Genomic DNA, 16,838 nt, shown 5'->3' with positions numbered 1-16,838 from the left:
AAGTAAAATTTGAAATGATGGAACAAACAACAAGAATTACCAAGGAAGAGATCCCTTTTGAAAAGCTGGAGAAAGCCGGGATCAAAAAAGATTTTGTGGACCGCATGGAAAGTCAGGAACTGAAAGATTTCTTAAATGGCTTCCGGTCTGCCAAACTCTATACGGTCAATGCCAACATCAATGAAGAGAAGTATCGGATTCCTGCGAAAATCAGGTTGCAGCAGGCAGAAGATGGCAGCGTGAACGTAAAGGTGCATCCCATTCAACGCCTGCACATTCCCGATGAATATCTGGGACACAAATTTACCAAGGAAGAAAAAACGGCTCTTTTGGAAGACAAACATTTGGGAAAGACCATTGAGATGACCAATCAGAAGGGAGAAAAGGACAATTACTATCTGTCTTTGGATGCCAAAACCAATGAGCTGATTCCACTTCGTTCCAAGCACATCCGGGTACCGGAAAAGATCAAGGGAGCAAGTCTTTCCGAAGAACAAAAACAGCAATTGGCAGCTGGAAAGAAAATCCATCTGGATGGGATGACCGGGAAAAACGGAAAGAAATTTTCGGCCTCTCTTCAGGTGGATGCAGCCAATCGGAGCATCAATTTTTCCGGTTTCAAACAGGAGAAAGAAAAGGAGAGGGAGCAGAAGACCGAAAAAAAGAAAGGAACAAAACAGAAAGTAGGATAAGATAATCGTGGTTGAGTTAAGGTGAGGGAGGACAAATCCATTTGTTTGGTGGTCTTCCCTTTTCTGAAAAAAGGAGCTTCAAACTTGACGACTAAAAAAATGTAAAGAGGGGAATGCAAGATGTGTTTTTGTTCCACAAAAACTCTTGTGCCTTCCGGCAGGGACTTTTCATCTGGGGATGAAAAGCTTGATTGTCCATAGGACAAGGAGGAATAGATATGAGACCTAAAACAGAAGAATACGATAAGTTGGAACATGGAGTTCGGATTCGTTTGACCCAACTGGAAAAGAAACTACTTCTAAAAAGATGCAAAAAGGAAGGCTACCGAACGCTGAGTGATTTTTGCAGGGCAAAGTTGGTGAAGAAACGAGAAATCCGAAAAATTGAGGTGAGTGAAGACTTTGTTCAGATCACCAAAAAACTGGATTACCAGCTCAATAAAATTGGCGTGAATCTCAACCAGGTTTCCAAGAATATCAATTCCGGTCAGGTTCATCAATTTGGAGCTTCGGATCGCGAAGTCTTTCTAAAAGTTTTGCAGGAACTTCGAAACTGTTTTTCCGTTTTGCAAAAGTACATGGATGTTATTGAATAAAAGCAAAAGCTTCACTCATGGTTATCGTTATCCATCAAACTGCCAGTACCGAGAATGCCTTCCTTTATAACGAAAAAAAGGTGGAGCAGAAAGCAGCCGTTTTTTTTCACAGCAGGAATACCAAAGCTATTAATCCCTTTTTTTTCGATAAAAGCCATCGTTTGAAAGAGCTTACGAACATTGAAAAGCTAAATCCTAGAGTGAAAAACAAATGCCTTCACATCTCCGTAAATCCATCTGCAGATGATTCTCTGAAATTAAATAATCCGATCATTCGAAAGGAAATTGACCAGTTTATGCAACACATGGGCTATGGCAATCAGACGTATTTCGTCTACAAACACAAAGATTTGGAGAGGACTCATTTTCACATCGTATCCACTCGGATCGACAAACAAAGCGGTAAGAAAGTCAAGGACAATCATGAGCGGCAGAAGGCTCAGAATTTCATTAAAGAATTAGAACTTAGACATCTCTTGGATAATCGTAAAAGATCAGAGAAACCTGTTTTTAAATTTTCAGCCCAAAGCCGAAACATCAAACAAAGCCTGGAGAGCCTTTTCTATCATATCAACCAAATGTCGGAGGTAAATTCCAAAGCACTGTATAATGAAACCTTAAAACTATTTAATGTGGAAATCAGAAAATCGGGTAGAGGACATATTGTGCTTGTGACCGATGGGAATGGAAAAGTAATTCGTTATCCGATTCGCCTGTCGAAGTTTAAAGAGAAGCCGAATTTTTATCAGGTGGAAAAAAAGACATCAATAAAAGAGAGAATTGCCACCAGTAAAGATGAAAGATTTAGTCAGGGCTTTAAAAGTGCATTTATGAAAGAATTATTGTTGCAAATTCGAAAGAAGGACTTAACTAAAGATATTTCTAAGCAATATCGATTAAAGAGAAAATCCAAAAGAAAATAAAACTCATGCTACCAAATAAGGACTTTCTGTTGAACACACCTATTTTGTACAATGCTAAGTTGTTTTCTCTGACTTATACAAGGGCACACTCTAAAAAGAGCACAAACAAGAAAAAAACTCATTCAGAAATAACAAGACTGCAAAAAATGGAATACAAAACAATGAACCGAAAAGAGCTTGCCATGAAATTAGATATTTCCACTTCAACTCTTGGGCGAAGAATGAAAAAATTGAATCCTGACTTTTTGGAACACATCAAAGGACATTATCTCTTACTTGAAAACGAAGTCAAATATATTCATGAAAATGTGGAGTGGAGAACTCAGTGGGAAATTGATACAGGTGCAAAATACCACTCCCAAGAAAATTAGAATCAATAAAATAAACCAACAACTAAAAAAGAACCAGAAAATGGAATGTGAAATTTGTGGAAACCCGATTGAAAATAAAAGGCGCGATAGTAGATGAATTTGGTGCTTATCCGATTATGGACATAGACAGTAGGGGAAATCACTAAATGATCAAAAAAGCTTCGGCAGAATTAAGAACCGTAGAACGGGAACATTTTAATACAATCCTTAACCTAAGAACCGAATACGGGGATAAGATCAGAACTTTGGAAGATACGAATCTAAAGCATGAATTTACGATTGAAAAGCTAAATGATAAAATAAGCGACCTAAAGGACAAACACACCTGAGATATTGCCGGGGCAAGTACTAGCACAACCAAGGATACTGTAACTGCAATTACTCAAATGCCTGCAATTCAATCGGTATTAGGGGCTTTTGCGAACAATCTGGTTCCTAGTAAAACAAATGCTTTAGGCGGTGTCGAAGATCAATTCAATGTACAGGAAAAACAAATTATTGATGCCATTCGAAGAATGCAACCCGATGTACAAGGCTATCTGGTTCAAATGCTCTATGTACTGTTTGCAAAATCTCATGAAGAGCAACTGGAAATATTCAGCACCTTACAAACTTACATGATGCAATCCGAGCAAAGCTCGGATGTGTAATTGCCAGGCAATTTGTATTCGAGCCAAATAATATTTTAGACTTCGGGAAATTGAGACCTGAATCACTAAAATATTAATTGGCTTTTTTCATACCCTCCGAAACGGATAAGCGATCTAGATAAGATCGGGATAGAAACTATTTAAGACCTAGATAAACACCCTTAAAACCCCTTTATTATAGCTCTATTTGTAGCCTTTATTCTCTGCAAAGGCTTCTTTTACTAGAGAAATAGAAATTTCCATCAAATTAATTTGTTTTGCTATCAGAAAGATCGTTTAAGTAGAATAAACGATCGAGATAGAATAGATAAGATCTGGATAAATACCCCTTAAAAACTCTTTACAAATAGCTCCATTATTACGTTTCACATTCTGTTTATGCCTATTAATCTACAGAGGTAGTTTTTATCACCGAATAAAAATACATCGTTTCTTGATTCAATATTTAGCTTATCCAGTTTTCAAAATAGCGACTTATTTAAAATGTGATTTCCCATGTCGGAAAGTTGACAGGTTTGACAATATGAATCTTAGTTTAGATTTAATACTTTAGTAAAAGTATTAGTGTCGTTTTATTGATGATTTTTAATATTAAAAGCATAATAATTGTAGACTCCCGCTCTATATAGGTCCGGAAATAAACTTTTATTATAAATATGAACGCCATTGCGTTTATTTAGAAGTTGTGCTTAATGCCAAAAAACAGAATGCCAGAAATTGAGAACCTAAAATATTTTGCGCTTTTAGAGGAATTTGAAACCTCTGACAAGTTGATTAAATTAGGTTTTGGCGAACTTCAAAATATCAATCTCAACAACGATTTTTACTTTCTTCCTTTTCAACTTTTATCGCAAGAATTTGAGAGATTTATGAAAGCCTACATTTGCTTGGGTTACTTCCACAAACACGAAGAACTTCCGAACTTTAGGTATCCTAAAAACTTAGGGCACGATTTAGAAAAATTACTAAAGGAAATAATCGACAATTATTACTTCGATTTCGACAGCCCTCAGTTTGATTTATACAATGAGTTTATCCAAACAAATTCTGATTTAAAAGAACTTCTATTTATACTTTCTGAGTTCGGTAAATTGGCAAGATATCACAATTCCGATTTGATTCCTGACAATGCGCAAATTGGAATCAATACAAAAAAAAACTACGGGAAGAGACTGAAAACGAGGCTCTTGATCCAGGAGATTATCGAAAGATGATGGGTTTTAATTTAAGTCACTAAGTTTATCAAAAAATATCCACTTACATAATTGTAGTCTTTGAAAAGTATATTTCCGCAATTCCGAGACAGTTATTTTTAAATGTTTAGGTCAAAAAGGTTTACAATTATCATCATTATCGTTTTTTGATTTTGGAATATCATATGAAAAAGATTTCGGGTAAAAGGATTATCGAAGTCAAACCACAAAATATTAAGAGACACCGAAAAAGGTTCATAAGAGAACAATGCTTGACGAAGTTCAGCGAAAAGTAAATCCTGAATATAAATCAAAGAAAATTTTGAAATCCGAATATAAGGGAGATTGGCCTTTTTATGCTGAAGAAGTAATTATTGAGTGTAGGCGAAGTCATTGGTGTATAGTAATAATTGATGGATTCGACTATGCTTCAAATGGTTTGGCAAAATGATGCTATAAATTGGAAAATCCTCACGATGCAGGAATGGCAGTTTTAGGAAAAAGCATATCTGATTTTATAAAAATGACTTTGGAATTAAGCAAAGCGGAAAAGCACTAAACACTAAGCATAACGTGTATGAAACATAGCTAATATAGGCTTTTAGAGAGGTTTGTGTATATTTACGAAGTTCGCCAAATTTTTAAATTTGGCTTTTAAGATTGATAAATTAAAAACAAAATATAAAAATTCGGCTCTGTGTTTATCCGAAAAGTTAGCGTCTTTTTATACGCTACGTTTCATACACAAGACCGTACCTGTAAATACAATTTTTGACATAGAAACATAGCCGCGTTTCTTCAACCTTTCCAATGTAATTGTAGTAATAAGAATTGGACTCTGAGCAATCGCCTATCTACCCTTTTGAGTTCTACTCCAAGCATAGACTTGCCCAGCTTCAATTCCCAATCTGATAAGGCTTCGCCTTTTCTTTTCAAAGAAGAGACGTTTGGTCAAATTTTTAGTTTGCCTGCCATTATCTAAATTCAAAATAAATAAAGATTTTTAGTTTATTTTTTAAAATGCATGAAGATCTTGTTTTTTTTCACTTAAAATCGGTGCTAATACAGGGGGTTGCTGCATTGGTGAGCTAGCATGGTTGACTAGAATCCTTAACTATAAGTGGATTTCGATTCATCATTAAATTGTTATGAATTTGGAAAGACGGTGAAAGCACTTTATGTTTGTGTCGTCAAATTCAATTAGAAATAGTTGATTTATACAGAAGAGTGGAGAGACAGGTTCGATGAAACTCTTGCAACCTGACACCAGTTAAGCTGCTAAGTCCTGATCCGATAGCTTATGGAAAATATAAATTAAATTAGAGATAAAAAACACATTCAACACTTTCGATCGCAACACTTTATTTAAACTCTGGGGATTATACCTGAAATCATAAAAAAAGATTTGCATTCCGAAAACATTAACATATTGTTGCTAAAACAACATCAGACACCTTAGACAAAAATGAGAAAAGTAAAATTACATATCGTGAAATTGAAACAGAACAATTGTTGCTGCTGCATGTACATACCTATCGACAAAGGATGAGCTCATAACGTGTAATTTAAATAATTATATACTAAGCCTTTCTGTGTCATCAGAAAGGCTTTTTTTTTTACAGTTAAATTTCAAAAGAAACATCCGCTAAATAAAAATTTAGATGAAAAGTACAATACAAAACATAGTTAAAAACCGTATAGATTCTTCTAACACAATGATGTGCTGCATTTGCTGTATGTGCTGTTGTATGCGCATTATTTTGACCTATCCGGGATATTATAACTATGATTGTACTATGTTCTAAAATCAAAACATATCACTTATAGTAAAGTCTTCCGGATACTCGGAAGGCTTTTTTTTTGCATAAAATCAAACATCCAAATATTTTTTTAATAAATTAAAAACATGACTATTCTAAATTCGACTAATCCATCCCAATCAGTAAAAAATGATATAAAAGAACTGGAATCAAAAATCCAATTATTTAAAAACGGCAGTATTGACCAAGAGAGTTTCAAAGGATTTCACTCCATAAGAGGTATTCATGGTCAGCGTCAAAAAGGAGTACAGATGGTTCGAATTAAGATTCCTTATGGAAGAATAACCGGACAACAGCTGACTAAAATCGCTGAACTTGTAGACCAATTCGCTAATGGCATGTTACATATCACCACAAGACAGGATATTCAGATTTATTCAGTAAAAATTAAAGATACTCCAGCTATTTGGAGTGAACTTGATAAAGTTGGATTAACAATTAGAGAAACCTGTGGTCATACTGTTCGAAACATAACAGCCTCCCCTTTTTCCGGAATTGATCCAAAAGAAATATTCGACGTTTCACCCTATGCTCAGGCGCTTTACGAATACATATTGTGGAATCCTTTTGGGCAAAAACTGGGAAGAAAATTAAAATTCTCTTTTTCATCAAATGAAGAAGACGAGGGACTGAGTTTTATTCAGGACCTTGGTTTTATTCCGAAAATTAAGATTATTTCAGGAGAAGAAAAAAGAGGTTTCAAGGTCATGATTGGTGGCGGGCTGGGAGTCTCTCCAAAACTAGCCGATGTTGCGACAGAATTTATTCCGGAAGACGAACTGATACCCTTCACTGAAGCTGTTATTCGTGTATTCGACAGATATGGAGAAAGAAACAACAGAGCAAAATCGAGATTGAAATTTCTAATTAAAGAGCTTGGTCTTTCGCTTGTAATTCAATTAATAAATGAGGAAAAAATAGCCGTTAAACATGAGAAATTCGTTATTAGCAGAGAATCTTACAATCAAATTGTTCCCAATTTAAAAGCAGGCAATACAAAAGATATCGAAATTTTAAATGAAGACAAATATTTATTGTGGTTACAAACGAATGTATCGAAACAAAAGCAGGAAGGATTTAATGCCATTCAAATTAAGCTGACGATGGGAAACATCGATAGCGATACAGCTAGAAAATTAGCCGGTATTGTAAAGCTATACGCGGCTGATGATATCAGACTAAGCATTACTCAGGGACTTATTCTGAAGTTTGTAACTAATGAGAATTTAAAAGGAATTTTCAATTTGCTAAACGAGATTGGATTGGCTGAGCCTGGAGCCGATAGCACTGCAGATGTGACATCATGTCCGGGTACAGACACTTGTGTCAGAGCCATAACAAACACAAGCAAATTATCTGGAGAAATTGAAAGAGTGATTATTGATGAATTTCCTGAGCTTATCGGAGATAAGAATTTAAGGATTAAACTAAGCGGATGTCCAAACTCTTGTGGGCAACAGTCAATAGCATCAATTGGTTTTCACGGAACAATATTTTCTGTTGATGGTAGACAAGCTCCAGGAAGCCAAATAATGTTAGGCGGAGGTATAACAGGTGACGGCAATGGTGTCTTTAGTGAAAAAGTAATTAAAATACCTGCCAAGAGGGTACCTGATGCACTTAGGATAATACTTTCAGATTTCACTAAGAATAATTTGGACGATAAAACATTTAATGAATACTATAACGAAAAAACTAAGACGTTTTATTTTGAGCTTCTTACTCCCTTAACAATTAAAACAAATCTTATTGAAAGTGATTTTTATGACTGGGGAAACGATAAAAAGTTTGAAACTAATAAGATTGCAACTGCCCCAGTAGTTGATATCAATTGGGCAGAAAGATTTACGAATGAGGCAAAAAATAGATTTGAAGAGTCTGATATTGCTTACGAAAACGAAGAATACGCAGATGCAATATTTCATAATTATGCTGCTCTTATTTCAATCGCAAAATCGATTCTTATAAAAAACAAGATTGCTGTAAACACGGAGATTGAAGTAATAAATGACTTTGATAATTTAATTACAAGTAAAAAGATAACAAGCAAGGAAAATAGCTTTAAAGACACAATACTTCTAATTAATAAACAAAGGCCAGCCAAAGCGTTTGCAAACAAGTATATAAGCAAAACAAGGAAGTTTATTGAAATCGACTTTTAAGATAAAGACATGGAAGCCAAAACAAATAAATATGACAAACCGGTTCTGACATTAGTAGGTGCAGGACCGGGAGATCCTGAACTAATAAGTATAAAAGGAACAAATGCACTTAAAAGAGCTGAAGTAGTCCTTTACGACGCTTTGGTTAATCCTGAAATTCTGGAATATGCACCGAAAAACAGCCTGAAAGTATATGTAGGTAAGCGAGCCAATAATCATAGTCACACTCAGGATGAGATAAACAAATTAATTGTTGACTACTCATATAAATATGGTAATGTAGTCCGATTAAAAGGAGGAGATCCTTTTATTTTTGGTCGTGGCAAAGAAGAGGCTGAATATGCTGAGTTGCATGGAATAAAGGTCGCCGTAATCCCAGGACTTTCATCAGCAACAACACTACCTGCACTTAAGGGCATTTCTTTAACCAGCAGGGGAATCAGCGAAAGCTTCTGGGTTTTAAGCGGGACAACACAAAATAATCAACTGGCTAATGATATTAAACTGGCAGCAAAATCATCTGCAACTATAGTTATACTAATGGGAAGAAATAAACTTTCCGAGATCGTTGAAATTTTTAAGAATAATAACAAATCAGGAGTTCCGGTTGCTGTAATACAAAACGGTTCGTTAGCAAATGAGAAAACGGCCATTTCTACAATAGAAAATATTGAAAAGCTCGTAGAACAAAAGAATGTGGGAACGCCAAGTATTATAATTATTGGAGAGGTTGTAAGGCAACATACCGAATACGTGTGTGAATATCTGCATTGCAATTTACTTCAGAACCAAATTAAAGAAAATGAAACGAGCCATGACTAGTGCTTTCGACACACAGGGAGGTGCTTATTGGCGACTTTCATATGGCCTTAACTAGAAAATTATAAACATATGAAGATGACGGATAAAATAAATATAAATCCCCTGTTGCCAATATTTATAAACCCGCTAAAGGTTAAATATTTAATTATTGGTGGGGGAAAAGCAGGAACAGAAAAATTGTTTTTTTTATTAAAAAACAGTCCTGACGCAAATATTACGATTGTCTCTCTTGAGGTTTCACTTAAGATTTATGAACTGTCAAATAAACATTCAAATGTTAAAGTTCAAAATAAGAAATTTGATCGTTCAGACCTCATTGATAAAGATATTGTGATAATTGCGACAAACCATTCAGACTTAAACCGCGAAATCAGACTTGAAGCTAAACAAATGCGACTATTGGTAAATGTTGTCGACAAGCCGTTGTTATCCGATTTTTATTTCGGATCTGTTGTTACCAAAGGAAATCTAAAGGTAGGTATCTCCACAAATGGGAAATCTCCAACATTCTCAAAAAGATTCAGAGAAATTCTTGAAAGCATTTTACCCGATGAAGTGGAGAGTGTTCTTGATAATCTCAATAAGCTTAGAAACAGTCTAAAATCGGATTTCACTGTAAAAGTGAGAGAATTAAATAAAATAACTTCAAATCTTATCATAGACAATGAAAGAATCTAAACAAAGAAGTATAATAAAGGGGCTTTCGTATCGCTTTATGGCAACATTCGCAACCATGAGTGTTTTACCTACGCGTTCACTTCAAATATCAGTTCAGCCTTTCATATTGGTGTTGCCTATTTTGTTGTGAAGCTTATTCTTTATTTTACAAATGAAAGAATATGGGCACGCGTTCGCTGGAGGTATTAAGCTACCAAAGGATATAGTCAAATGCAAAAACGGCTTTTAAAATCATAAACAATATTATAACTAATCCCAGAACAAATGAAAGCTAATATTAAAGAATTAAATGCAAAATATTCCCCACTGACGCCTGATGAAAGGATTCATGAGTTATATAAAGATTTTAGTTCCAATGAAATAATGATTACATCATCGTTTGGAACGTCTTCAATTCTGCTCTTGCATATTATTAATAGTATTAACCCACAACAAAAAGTTCATTTTCTGGATACTTCGTTTCACTTTCCTGAAACATTGAAGTACAAAGAGACATTAAAACAGCTATATAAACTTGATGTTGTTGATATAAAACCTGATGAATATCAGAATAGTTTTACCAAAAAGGAGAAAGTATGGAAAAGTGATCCCGACCTGTGTTGTGCTGTAAATAAAGTTGGTCCACTTGCCTCTGTAAAATCGGGATATAAAATCTGGATTTCAGGACTTATGCAGAATCAAAATAATGTAAGAGAAGACTTTGGAATTTTTCAGGAGGCTGACGGAATAATAAAATTTCATCCTTTAATAGACCTGACAGAGGAAGAAAAGAATAAGATAATTAAAGAAAACAATCTTCCTGAACATCCCCTTTTTGCCAGTGGTTATGAATCTGTTGGCTGTACACACTGTACAATAAAAGGGAAAGGACGTTCAGGCAGATGGTCAGGAAAATTAAAAACAGAATGCGGTTTACATTCTAAACCATCAAAACCAAAAGAGTAAATCACAAAATTGGAGGTAATCGTGAAAAAAGCAACAAATATATTCCCCATATTCGAAAAAACGGTCCCTCGTGCTTACAAGGAATCTGTTCTGAATCAGAGGGCAAAAGCAGTCTGGTTTACCGGACTATCGGGGTCAGAAAAATCGACAATTGCCATTGAACTGGAAAAAGAACTTTTCAAACTTGGCTATTTTTCCAACATTCTTGATGGTGACAATATAAGAAGCGGTATTACCCAAAATCTCGGTTTCTCCGATAACGACAGACTTGAAAACATTAGACGTATCTCTGAAATTTCAAAATTATTTGTTGAATCAGGTATTATTACAATAAACTGTTTTATCAGTCCAACTGAGGATGTTCGGGATCTTGCCAAAAATATCATAGGCGATGATTTTATAGAAGTATTTATCGACACGCCACTACATATTTGCGAACAGCGCGATATAAAAGAATTATACAAAAGGGCCCGAAATGGAGATGTTAAAAACTTTCCAGGCATCAACTCTCCTTTTATCAGCCCGAAGAATCCTGACATCGTGATAAAAACTGAAGACAGGAGTGTCAAAGAATTGGCAGAAGAAATACTTGAACATATCATAGATAAAATAATCGAAAAAAGATATTGAACCCCTTGAGAATTAGCTGAGTTTTAAGATCGAATACTGCTGTTTTGAAATTTCAATTTATATTAAAACGATACAAGATTTACAGAATAAGAAGCTGAATCGTTTTTGAATTGATCCCCTTATTATTTAACAAACTAAAAAAAAATACAACATGAAAAAATATAAGCTATCCAATTTACAGGAATTAGAATCCGAAGCCATATATGTCATCCGGGAGGTGGATTCTCAATTCGAAAACCCAGCCCTTCTTTTCTCAGGAGGAAAAGATTCTATTGTCATAGCACATCTTACACGAAAGGCTTTTTGGCCAGCGAAGATCCCTTTTACATTGGCACATATTGAAACGTGCTATTGTCTGATGGTACAAAACATGCTATGAAGGTTCCTAGTGGAGCGCAGACGGGTATTAAGATATTTATAAGCCATCTTTGAAATAGCTGGAGGGCTGACATCTGACTTACTTCTTGATTTTGATGTAAGTAAATCATTCGTAGTGCAGGGAAATACTAATTCACCAGCAGGTATTAAAGGATTTATTTTTAAGCCAGTAATAAAAGCTTCAAACTTGTCTACAGCAGGACGATTAACAGGTACTGTTTTTGATGCAGAGGAGTTGGCTATTGATGGCGCACAGGTTTCAATTATTGCTGCTGACACTGTATATACCACCTCTTTTACTGATGTTAATGGTGATTATACAATTATAGGTGTTGATGCCGGCACTTACAATCTTGAATATGCAAAAGAAGGTTACCAAATTACAACTATCGAGGGCGTTGAGGTTGTTGCAGGTAATGCAAATACTCAGGATGCTCAATTACTTACAAACTAAAAGCTAATTATAATCTTAATATCAGGCCTGTTTTCAACATTGAAAACAGGCCTCTTCTTGTATACATGTATTAGGTCGAACTAAGAGGCAGTATGAAAATTGAGAAAGTAACTAAAACAGTTTAAATCTAAGCCATAGAACAACAAGGCGGATTTTTCTTATCTGATATGTGTTAAACTTCAATTTTGTCATGCTCTGACTATTGGTAAGCTGTAAAATGTCAGGGTATGACTATTCAATGATTTTTAGGCTTTTGTCATTTTATTAGTCTTAACTGAAAATTGATGGCTTTACTTTAAGCTTGTGTATTTCAGAATAAGGATGTTTAAGATGACGGTTAATGTATATGCCTAAATATCGGTGCATATTTTGCCTCTGTGAAAGATTATAAAAGAAATAACATCAATCTGATCTTATTAACTGGTTCAGACATAGAACCAATAATGTAATTGAAATATGACTCTTTATCTAAAATTTATATGATTAGCTTTTCTTTGAGAGATTCTGGAATATTTTATGTTGATTTTTCTGACACTGTTACTGTGGAAGATATAAAGAATTATCTGTTCGAATTTGAGAGGCTTGATAATTTGCCGAAAAATATTTACTTACTATATGATTTAAGGGAGGTTGATATGAACCTTGAAATTGATGATATATCTTTTATTTCAAAATTAGCTGAAAAAGGGACTTCTTCATACAAGACAATTAGGACAGCTTTTCTTGTAGACACACCAAAGATAACCGCTTATTCTATTCTGTTTAATTTAGATACTTCTTCTGAAAAAGTATTAATAAATGTATTTTCTACAGAGGAAGCTGCATTAAAATGGCTTAAACAGCAAGTATCATATAACAATTATCTAAGAGAATTTTAGAGCTTTAAAAAGCCCAGGCAAGCTATTATGTGTAAATAACCTGTCCTAACAATGCATAAAAAATCATTGGCGTAAAATTTGAATAAGAATAGTAACGGTTTTGAAAAGTAGAAGCAATATAGTGCCAAAGATTTTTATACTAACCAGTTGAACTCAATAAACACTGAATATTTATTAGGGGACAAATAAGGGGGATATTAAAATATATTTAAGCAATCCTAGATTGCTGGCATACACTGCTTAATGCCTTTCGGGTTAGGTTCTGTTGGGACTATGACCTACCTTAATTCGTGTTGATATTATAGGTAAGGTTTAATTTGCACTTCAAATTTAAGTAAAGACTTTGTTCCAGCTATAGAAAATACAATTATAGGGCCTTAAAATGCACGATAATACTGGAGAGTAGCTTTAACTTGTTAACTCAGCTAAAAAGAGTAGTATATTGCACAAATCGTGGTATTTTAATGGAATAATGTTATATTTACACTTAAAAGAGCAATATAATGCACAATTACGAGATAATTCAAATACTAAAAGAACGCCGAATTATGATGCAGGTTACTCAGGAAACTTTGGCCGAAATTTCAGGTGTAGGATTACGAACTTTAAAAGAGTTCGAAAGTGGAAAAGGAAATCCAACCTTGCAAACCTTGCAAAAATTGGCAGATGCATTGGGCTTGGAGTTTTGCTTACAAGTTAAAAAAACTCCTAATCTATGAGACAGGCTCGTGTATTGTACAAAGAGAAGGAAGCGGGAATTTTAGCTCAGCATGATGATGCATCATTCACATTCCGATACAATGATCTTTGGATGACAGATGATGGTAAGCCAGGCATAAGTCTGACTTTACCTAAAACAAAACAGGAGTATAATTCAAAATACTTATTCCCGTTTTTCTATAACCTGCTTCCTGAAGGATCAAATAAGCAGGTAGTCTGCAAACTTTTGAGAATAGATGCAGATGATTATTTTGGTTTGCTGTTAACGACAGCAAAAACCGATACCATAGGAGCTGTTCGAATCATTAAAATTGAATAATGAAATGAGTTTACTTGAAATTAAATACTGCCCTGGTACGTTGGCAGAAGGTTATCAGACCTACAGCAGAACTTGTTTAAGTAGGGTTTTTAATGGAAAAAAGGTTCATCATGTTTTACCATATGATTCTCCTGCAAGTAATCAACTAACAGATGAATTATTCGATAATAGCAGAAAACAAATGTCTATTTCCGGAGTTCAGCAAAAGTTTTCCGTATTGCTTGACAAAAATAAATTGAGACTAATTAATCCAGGGGAGCGAGGAGCTTATATTCTAAAACCTATTCCTGGTGTTGGCAATAGGGCTGATCAGATGCCCGCAAATGAGCATTTAACGATGCAAATTGCTCGTCAAGTTTATGGAATTGAAACAGCCGAAAATGCTTTGGTTTTTTTTAAGAATGGATCACCATCATATATCACCAAGCGATTTGATGTAAAAGATGATGGAAACAAGTGGGCACAGGAGGATTTTGCATCATTAGCTGGAAGAACTCCTCAAACCCACGGAGAACATTATAAATACCAGGGGAATTATTTGGACTTGTTTCAATTGATACAAGCGAATGTGCCGGCTTATAAAATTGAAGCACCTAAATTATTCAGGCTGATATTATTTAATTATCTCTTTTCAAATGGAGATGCCCATTTAAAGAATTTTTCTTTATTGGAAACTCCAATGGGAGATTTTCGATTGAGCCCGGCATATGACTTATTAAATAGCCGAATACATATTGAGGACAGTGATTTTGCCCTTGAAGATGGTTTGTTGCCAAAGAATCTTGCACAAGGAACAATTACAAAACAGTTTTTTAAGCTGGCAGAGTTGGTTGGTTTAAAAGAGCAACAAGTAAAAAAGATATTTGATTTATTAAGCTCTGGTTCTGAAAAAGTAGAAAAGTTAATTGCAGCTTCATTTCTTGATGATAAAACCAAGCGCAATTATTTACAGTCATATCAGACTAAATTAAAAAAGCTTACCAGATAGTAAGACATTTGTCCGAAAAATAAAAATTGGATCACTGTCAATAAGTTGGTATCTTAGAGTGTGATTTATGTACAGTAAAAGAGTCGCTTTTAATTGTAGAGAGACAAAATCGAGACCTTTTAAATTTAAAGATTTCTATATGGCTGGTAATGAGATGATAATGAAGCCTGTCGTGCACTTTTCCTGGGCACAATTAAGATAAGCAGAGGGGTAACCCTCTGTTTACAAGACGTTCCCCAACGTTCTGGCGTTAGGTTCAATCAAAAGTTTAATCACTTTTTTTTGAAAATCAGAACTTAAATGATATTCAACAGCCTGATACACTAAGAGTTATGGTTTTTGCATTCCGATTTACTACCCAACACAAGTGATAGTAAACAATTTCAAGGAGATATCAATCACCACAAATCAAAATAAGATCGTATAATAGAATGAACTTTTCGATGCTGTACTTTGCTTGTTAAAGATAAAAGAGGAGTTGAATCCGTTTATTGATGAAACAGAAAAGGAATATAATCGCAAGACTTTACATGATTTTTTTAGAAGACGTGCTTTTATTCCTAAAACAGCAAGGCAATTTACCGATTATTTATTGACTGAAGGAAAGCATCAGGAAAGATCTTTAATTCAATGATCGGATTTTTAAAGACCTTTTTTAATGTACTTATTCCTTGTGAACTTATAGAAAATAATTCAGTTTAAACTCTCTTGTAAATGTTCTTCTTTCATAATTATTAGATAATCATATCTTAAGTCTGTGTCTATGCAAGGGTTTTACTTTCAGCAAATTGAAATAGTCAGAAAGTATACAAAATACAATTCCATCATTATTGGAAGTGTTTCATAAGTCTGAAAGTAGTTAAATGAATAGTATTATTTATTAAGTTGCTAAAATACTTTTAAAAACACAGAATTGATTCTTTTTTAGTTGGCATTTCTTTGTATTGTATGTTTTTATTTTATCTTTAAATTGGCATTTTGAAAATTTAACAACAAATCATGAGCTCGTCAATTCAACATATAGATTATCATTCTGTGAAAAAATTGAAGAGTGGAGATACAAATGCATTTGATGATTTATTTAAAAAGTATTCTTCACGTTTATTCAAATTCTCTGTTAAATATTTAAAGTCAAGTGAAGAGGCCGAAGAGGTTGTACAGGAGGTGTTTCTGTATATTTGGGATAAAAGAGATGGTTTAAAACCAGAACATTCTTTTAATGCTTATATTTTCACAATAGCCTATAATATTATTAAGAAATACTTCATCAAAAAATCTAAGGATAATGCTTTTAAAGATGATTTGATTTATTCATTACTTAAAGAGGAAAACAATCTTGATAAAACGATAGATTATAAATTTCTTCTTGAAAAAGTTGAGCTAATTATTGATGCTTTACCGAAAAGGCGTAAAGAAATTTTTATCAAAAGAAAGTATTACGGACTTTCAATTAAACAAATTGCCGAAGAACTTGAAATCTCTCCTAACACCGTAGAAAATCAGTTGGCTTCCGCCCAGAAGCAAATTCTAAAAGAACTTTCAAAAAGAAAATTGGCTGGAGCACTCTTTTTTGCTTTTTTTGTTTCAATTTAATGAAAATATAATGTACTGATATTTAG

At 34.2% G+C, this 16,838-nt stretch carries 21 protein-coding genes and 1 riboswitch; all 21 genes read left to right on the top strand.

All coding sequences use genetic code 11. From position 1 onward, the window contains the following. The first annotated feature begins 17 nt into the window (after window positions 1–17). Complete coding sequence (locus tag GQR60_RS00550; RefSeq protein WP_160463376.1) at window positions 18–692, top strand: DUF3945 domain-containing protein; 675 nt, start codon at window positions 18–20, stop codon at window positions 690–692. 218 nt (window positions 693–910) lie between these two features. Then, a complete protein-coding gene (locus GQR60_RS00545) occupies window positions 911–1,288 on the top strand; it encodes a plasmid mobilization protein (RefSeq protein ID WP_124991075.1) in 378 nt (125 codons plus the stop codon). 17 nt (window positions 1,289–1,305) lie between these two features. Next, entirely contained in the window at window positions 1,306–2,211 is a 906-nt protein-coding gene (locus GQR60_RS00540) for a relaxase/mobilization nuclease domain-containing protein (RefSeq protein ID WP_124991074.1), read from the top strand. 146 nt (window positions 2,212–2,357) lie between these two features. Then, the gene (locus GQR60_RS00535) at window positions 2,358–2,582 is read left to right on the top strand and encodes a hypothetical protein (protein ID WP_124991073.1); all 225 of its coding nucleotides are present in this window, start codon (window positions 2,358–2,360) and stop codon (window positions 2,580–2,582) included. 146 nt (window positions 2,583–2,728) lie between these two features. Further along, window positions 2,729–2,911 carry a hypothetical protein gene (locus GQR60_RS00530; RefSeq protein ID WP_124991072.1) on the top strand — a complete coding sequence of 61 codons (183 nt, stop codon included), beginning with the start codon at window positions 2,729–2,731 and terminating at the stop codon, window positions 2,909–2,911. A 57-nt stretch (window positions 2,912–2,968) separates the two neighbouring features. Continuing rightward, on the top strand, window positions 2,969–3,232 hold the full coding sequence (locus GQR60_RS00525; protein WP_124991071.1) for a hypothetical protein: 264 nt from the start codon (window positions 2,969–2,971) through the stop codon (window positions 3,230–3,232). Window positions 3,233–3,924: 692 nt separating this feature from the next. Next, the gene (locus GQR60_RS00520) at window positions 3,925–4,446 is read left to right on the top strand and encodes a hypothetical protein (protein ID WP_124991070.1); all 522 of its coding nucleotides are present in this window, start codon (window positions 3,925–3,927) and stop codon (window positions 4,444–4,446) included. Window positions 4,447–4,693: 247 nt separating this feature from the next. Further along, window positions 4,694–4,876, top strand: a complete 183-nt coding sequence (locus tag GQR60_RS00515; protein ID WP_148096527.1) for a hypothetical protein — start codon at window positions 4,694–4,696, stop codon at window positions 4,874–4,876. A gap of 761 nt (window positions 4,877–5,637) precedes the next feature. Continuing rightward, window positions 5,638–5,741: riboswitch (SAM riboswitch) on the top strand. Window positions 5,742–6,331: 590 nt separating this feature from the next. Further along, window positions 6,332–8,407, top strand: a complete 2,076-nt coding sequence (locus GQR60_RS00510; protein ID WP_124991069.1) for a nitrite/sulfite reductase — start codon at window positions 6,332–6,334, stop codon at window positions 8,405–8,407. 9 nt (window positions 8,408–8,416) lie between these two features. Continuing rightward, the gene (cobA, locus tag GQR60_RS00505; RefSeq protein WP_124991068.1) at window positions 8,417–9,229 is read left to right on the top strand and encodes a uroporphyrinogen-III C-methyltransferase; all 813 of its coding nucleotides are present in this window, start codon (window positions 8,417–8,419) and stop codon (window positions 9,227–9,229) included. A 75-nt stretch (window positions 9,230–9,304) separates the two neighbouring features. After that, the gene (locus GQR60_RS00500; protein WP_191991573.1) at window positions 9,305–9,907 is read left to right on the top strand and encodes a precorrin-2 dehydrogenase/sirohydrochlorin ferrochelatase family protein; all 603 of its coding nucleotides are present in this window, start codon (window positions 9,305–9,307) and stop codon (window positions 9,905–9,907) included. A 45-nt stretch (window positions 9,908–9,952) separates the two neighbouring features. Continuing rightward, window positions 9,953–10,096, top strand: coding sequence for a DUF2061 domain-containing protein (locus GQR60_RS20300; RefSeq protein WP_124991333.1), 144 nt, complete (start codon window positions 9,953–9,955; stop codon window positions 10,094–10,096). A gap of 75 nt (window positions 10,097–10,171) precedes the next feature. Next, window positions 10,172–10,852 (top strand): phosphoadenylyl-sulfate reductase, encoded by a 681-nt coding sequence (locus GQR60_RS00490; RefSeq protein WP_124991067.1) that lies wholly within the window; start codon window positions 10,172–10,174, stop codon window positions 10,850–10,852. A 21-nt stretch (window positions 10,853–10,873) separates the two neighbouring features. Beyond that, window positions 10,874–11,482 carry an adenylyl-sulfate kinase gene (gene cysC, locus GQR60_RS00485; RefSeq protein WP_124991066.1) on the top strand — a complete coding sequence of 203 codons (609 nt, stop codon included), beginning with the start codon at window positions 10,874–10,876 and terminating at the stop codon, window positions 11,480–11,482. Between the two features lie 151 nt (window positions 11,483–11,633). Then, the gene (locus GQR60_RS00480; protein WP_124991065.1) at window positions 11,634–11,861 is read left to right on the top strand and encodes a phosphoadenosine phosphosulfate reductase domain-containing protein; all 228 of its coding nucleotides are present in this window, start codon (window positions 11,634–11,636) and stop codon (window positions 11,859–11,861) included. Window positions 11,862–11,975: 114 nt separating this feature from the next. Then, window positions 11,976–12,314, top strand: coding sequence for a carboxypeptidase-like regulatory domain-containing protein (locus tag GQR60_RS00475; protein ID WP_160463375.1), 339 nt, complete (start codon window positions 11,976–11,978; stop codon window positions 12,312–12,314). A 479-nt stretch (window positions 12,315–12,793) separates the two neighbouring features. Then, window positions 12,794–13,192, top strand: a complete 399-nt coding sequence (locus tag GQR60_RS00470) for a SpoIIAA family protein (RefSeq protein ID WP_124991063.1) — start codon at window positions 12,794–12,796, stop codon at window positions 13,190–13,192. Window positions 13,193–13,695: 503 nt separating this feature from the next. Beyond that, the gene (locus GQR60_RS00465) at window positions 13,696–13,911 is read left to right on the top strand and encodes a helix-turn-helix domain-containing protein (protein ID WP_124991062.1); all 216 of its coding nucleotides are present in this window, start codon (window positions 13,696–13,698) and stop codon (window positions 13,909–13,911) included. Beyond that, on the top strand, window positions 13,908–14,231 hold the full coding sequence (locus GQR60_RS00460) for a HipA N-terminal domain-containing protein (RefSeq protein WP_124991061.1): 324 nt from the start codon (window positions 13,908–13,910) through the stop codon (window positions 14,229–14,231). Before GQR60_RS00465 ends, GQR60_RS00460 begins: the two co-directional genes overlap by 4 nt. 4 nt (window positions 14,232–14,235) lie before the next feature. Continuing rightward, window positions 14,236–15,219 (top strand): type II toxin-antitoxin system HipA family toxin, encoded by a 984-nt coding sequence (locus GQR60_RS00455; protein WP_124991060.1) that lies wholly within the window; start codon window positions 14,236–14,238, stop codon window positions 15,217–15,219. A gap of 999 nt (window positions 15,220–16,218) precedes the next feature. Continuing rightward, on the top strand, window positions 16,219–16,812 hold the full coding sequence (locus tag GQR60_RS00450; RefSeq protein ID WP_124991059.1) for an RNA polymerase sigma factor: 594 nt from the start codon (window positions 16,219–16,221) through the stop codon (window positions 16,810–16,812). Window positions 16,813–16,838: the final 26 nt, after the last annotated feature.

This window comes from Labilibaculum euxinicum (genome assembly GCF_009795715.1).
GTDB lineage: Bacteria > Bacteroidota > Bacteroidia > Bacteroidales > Marinifilaceae > Labilibaculum > Labilibaculum euxinus.
Note: the sequence above shows the minus strand (reverse complement) of the source record. Positions and strands in the feature narration are given on the sequence as shown.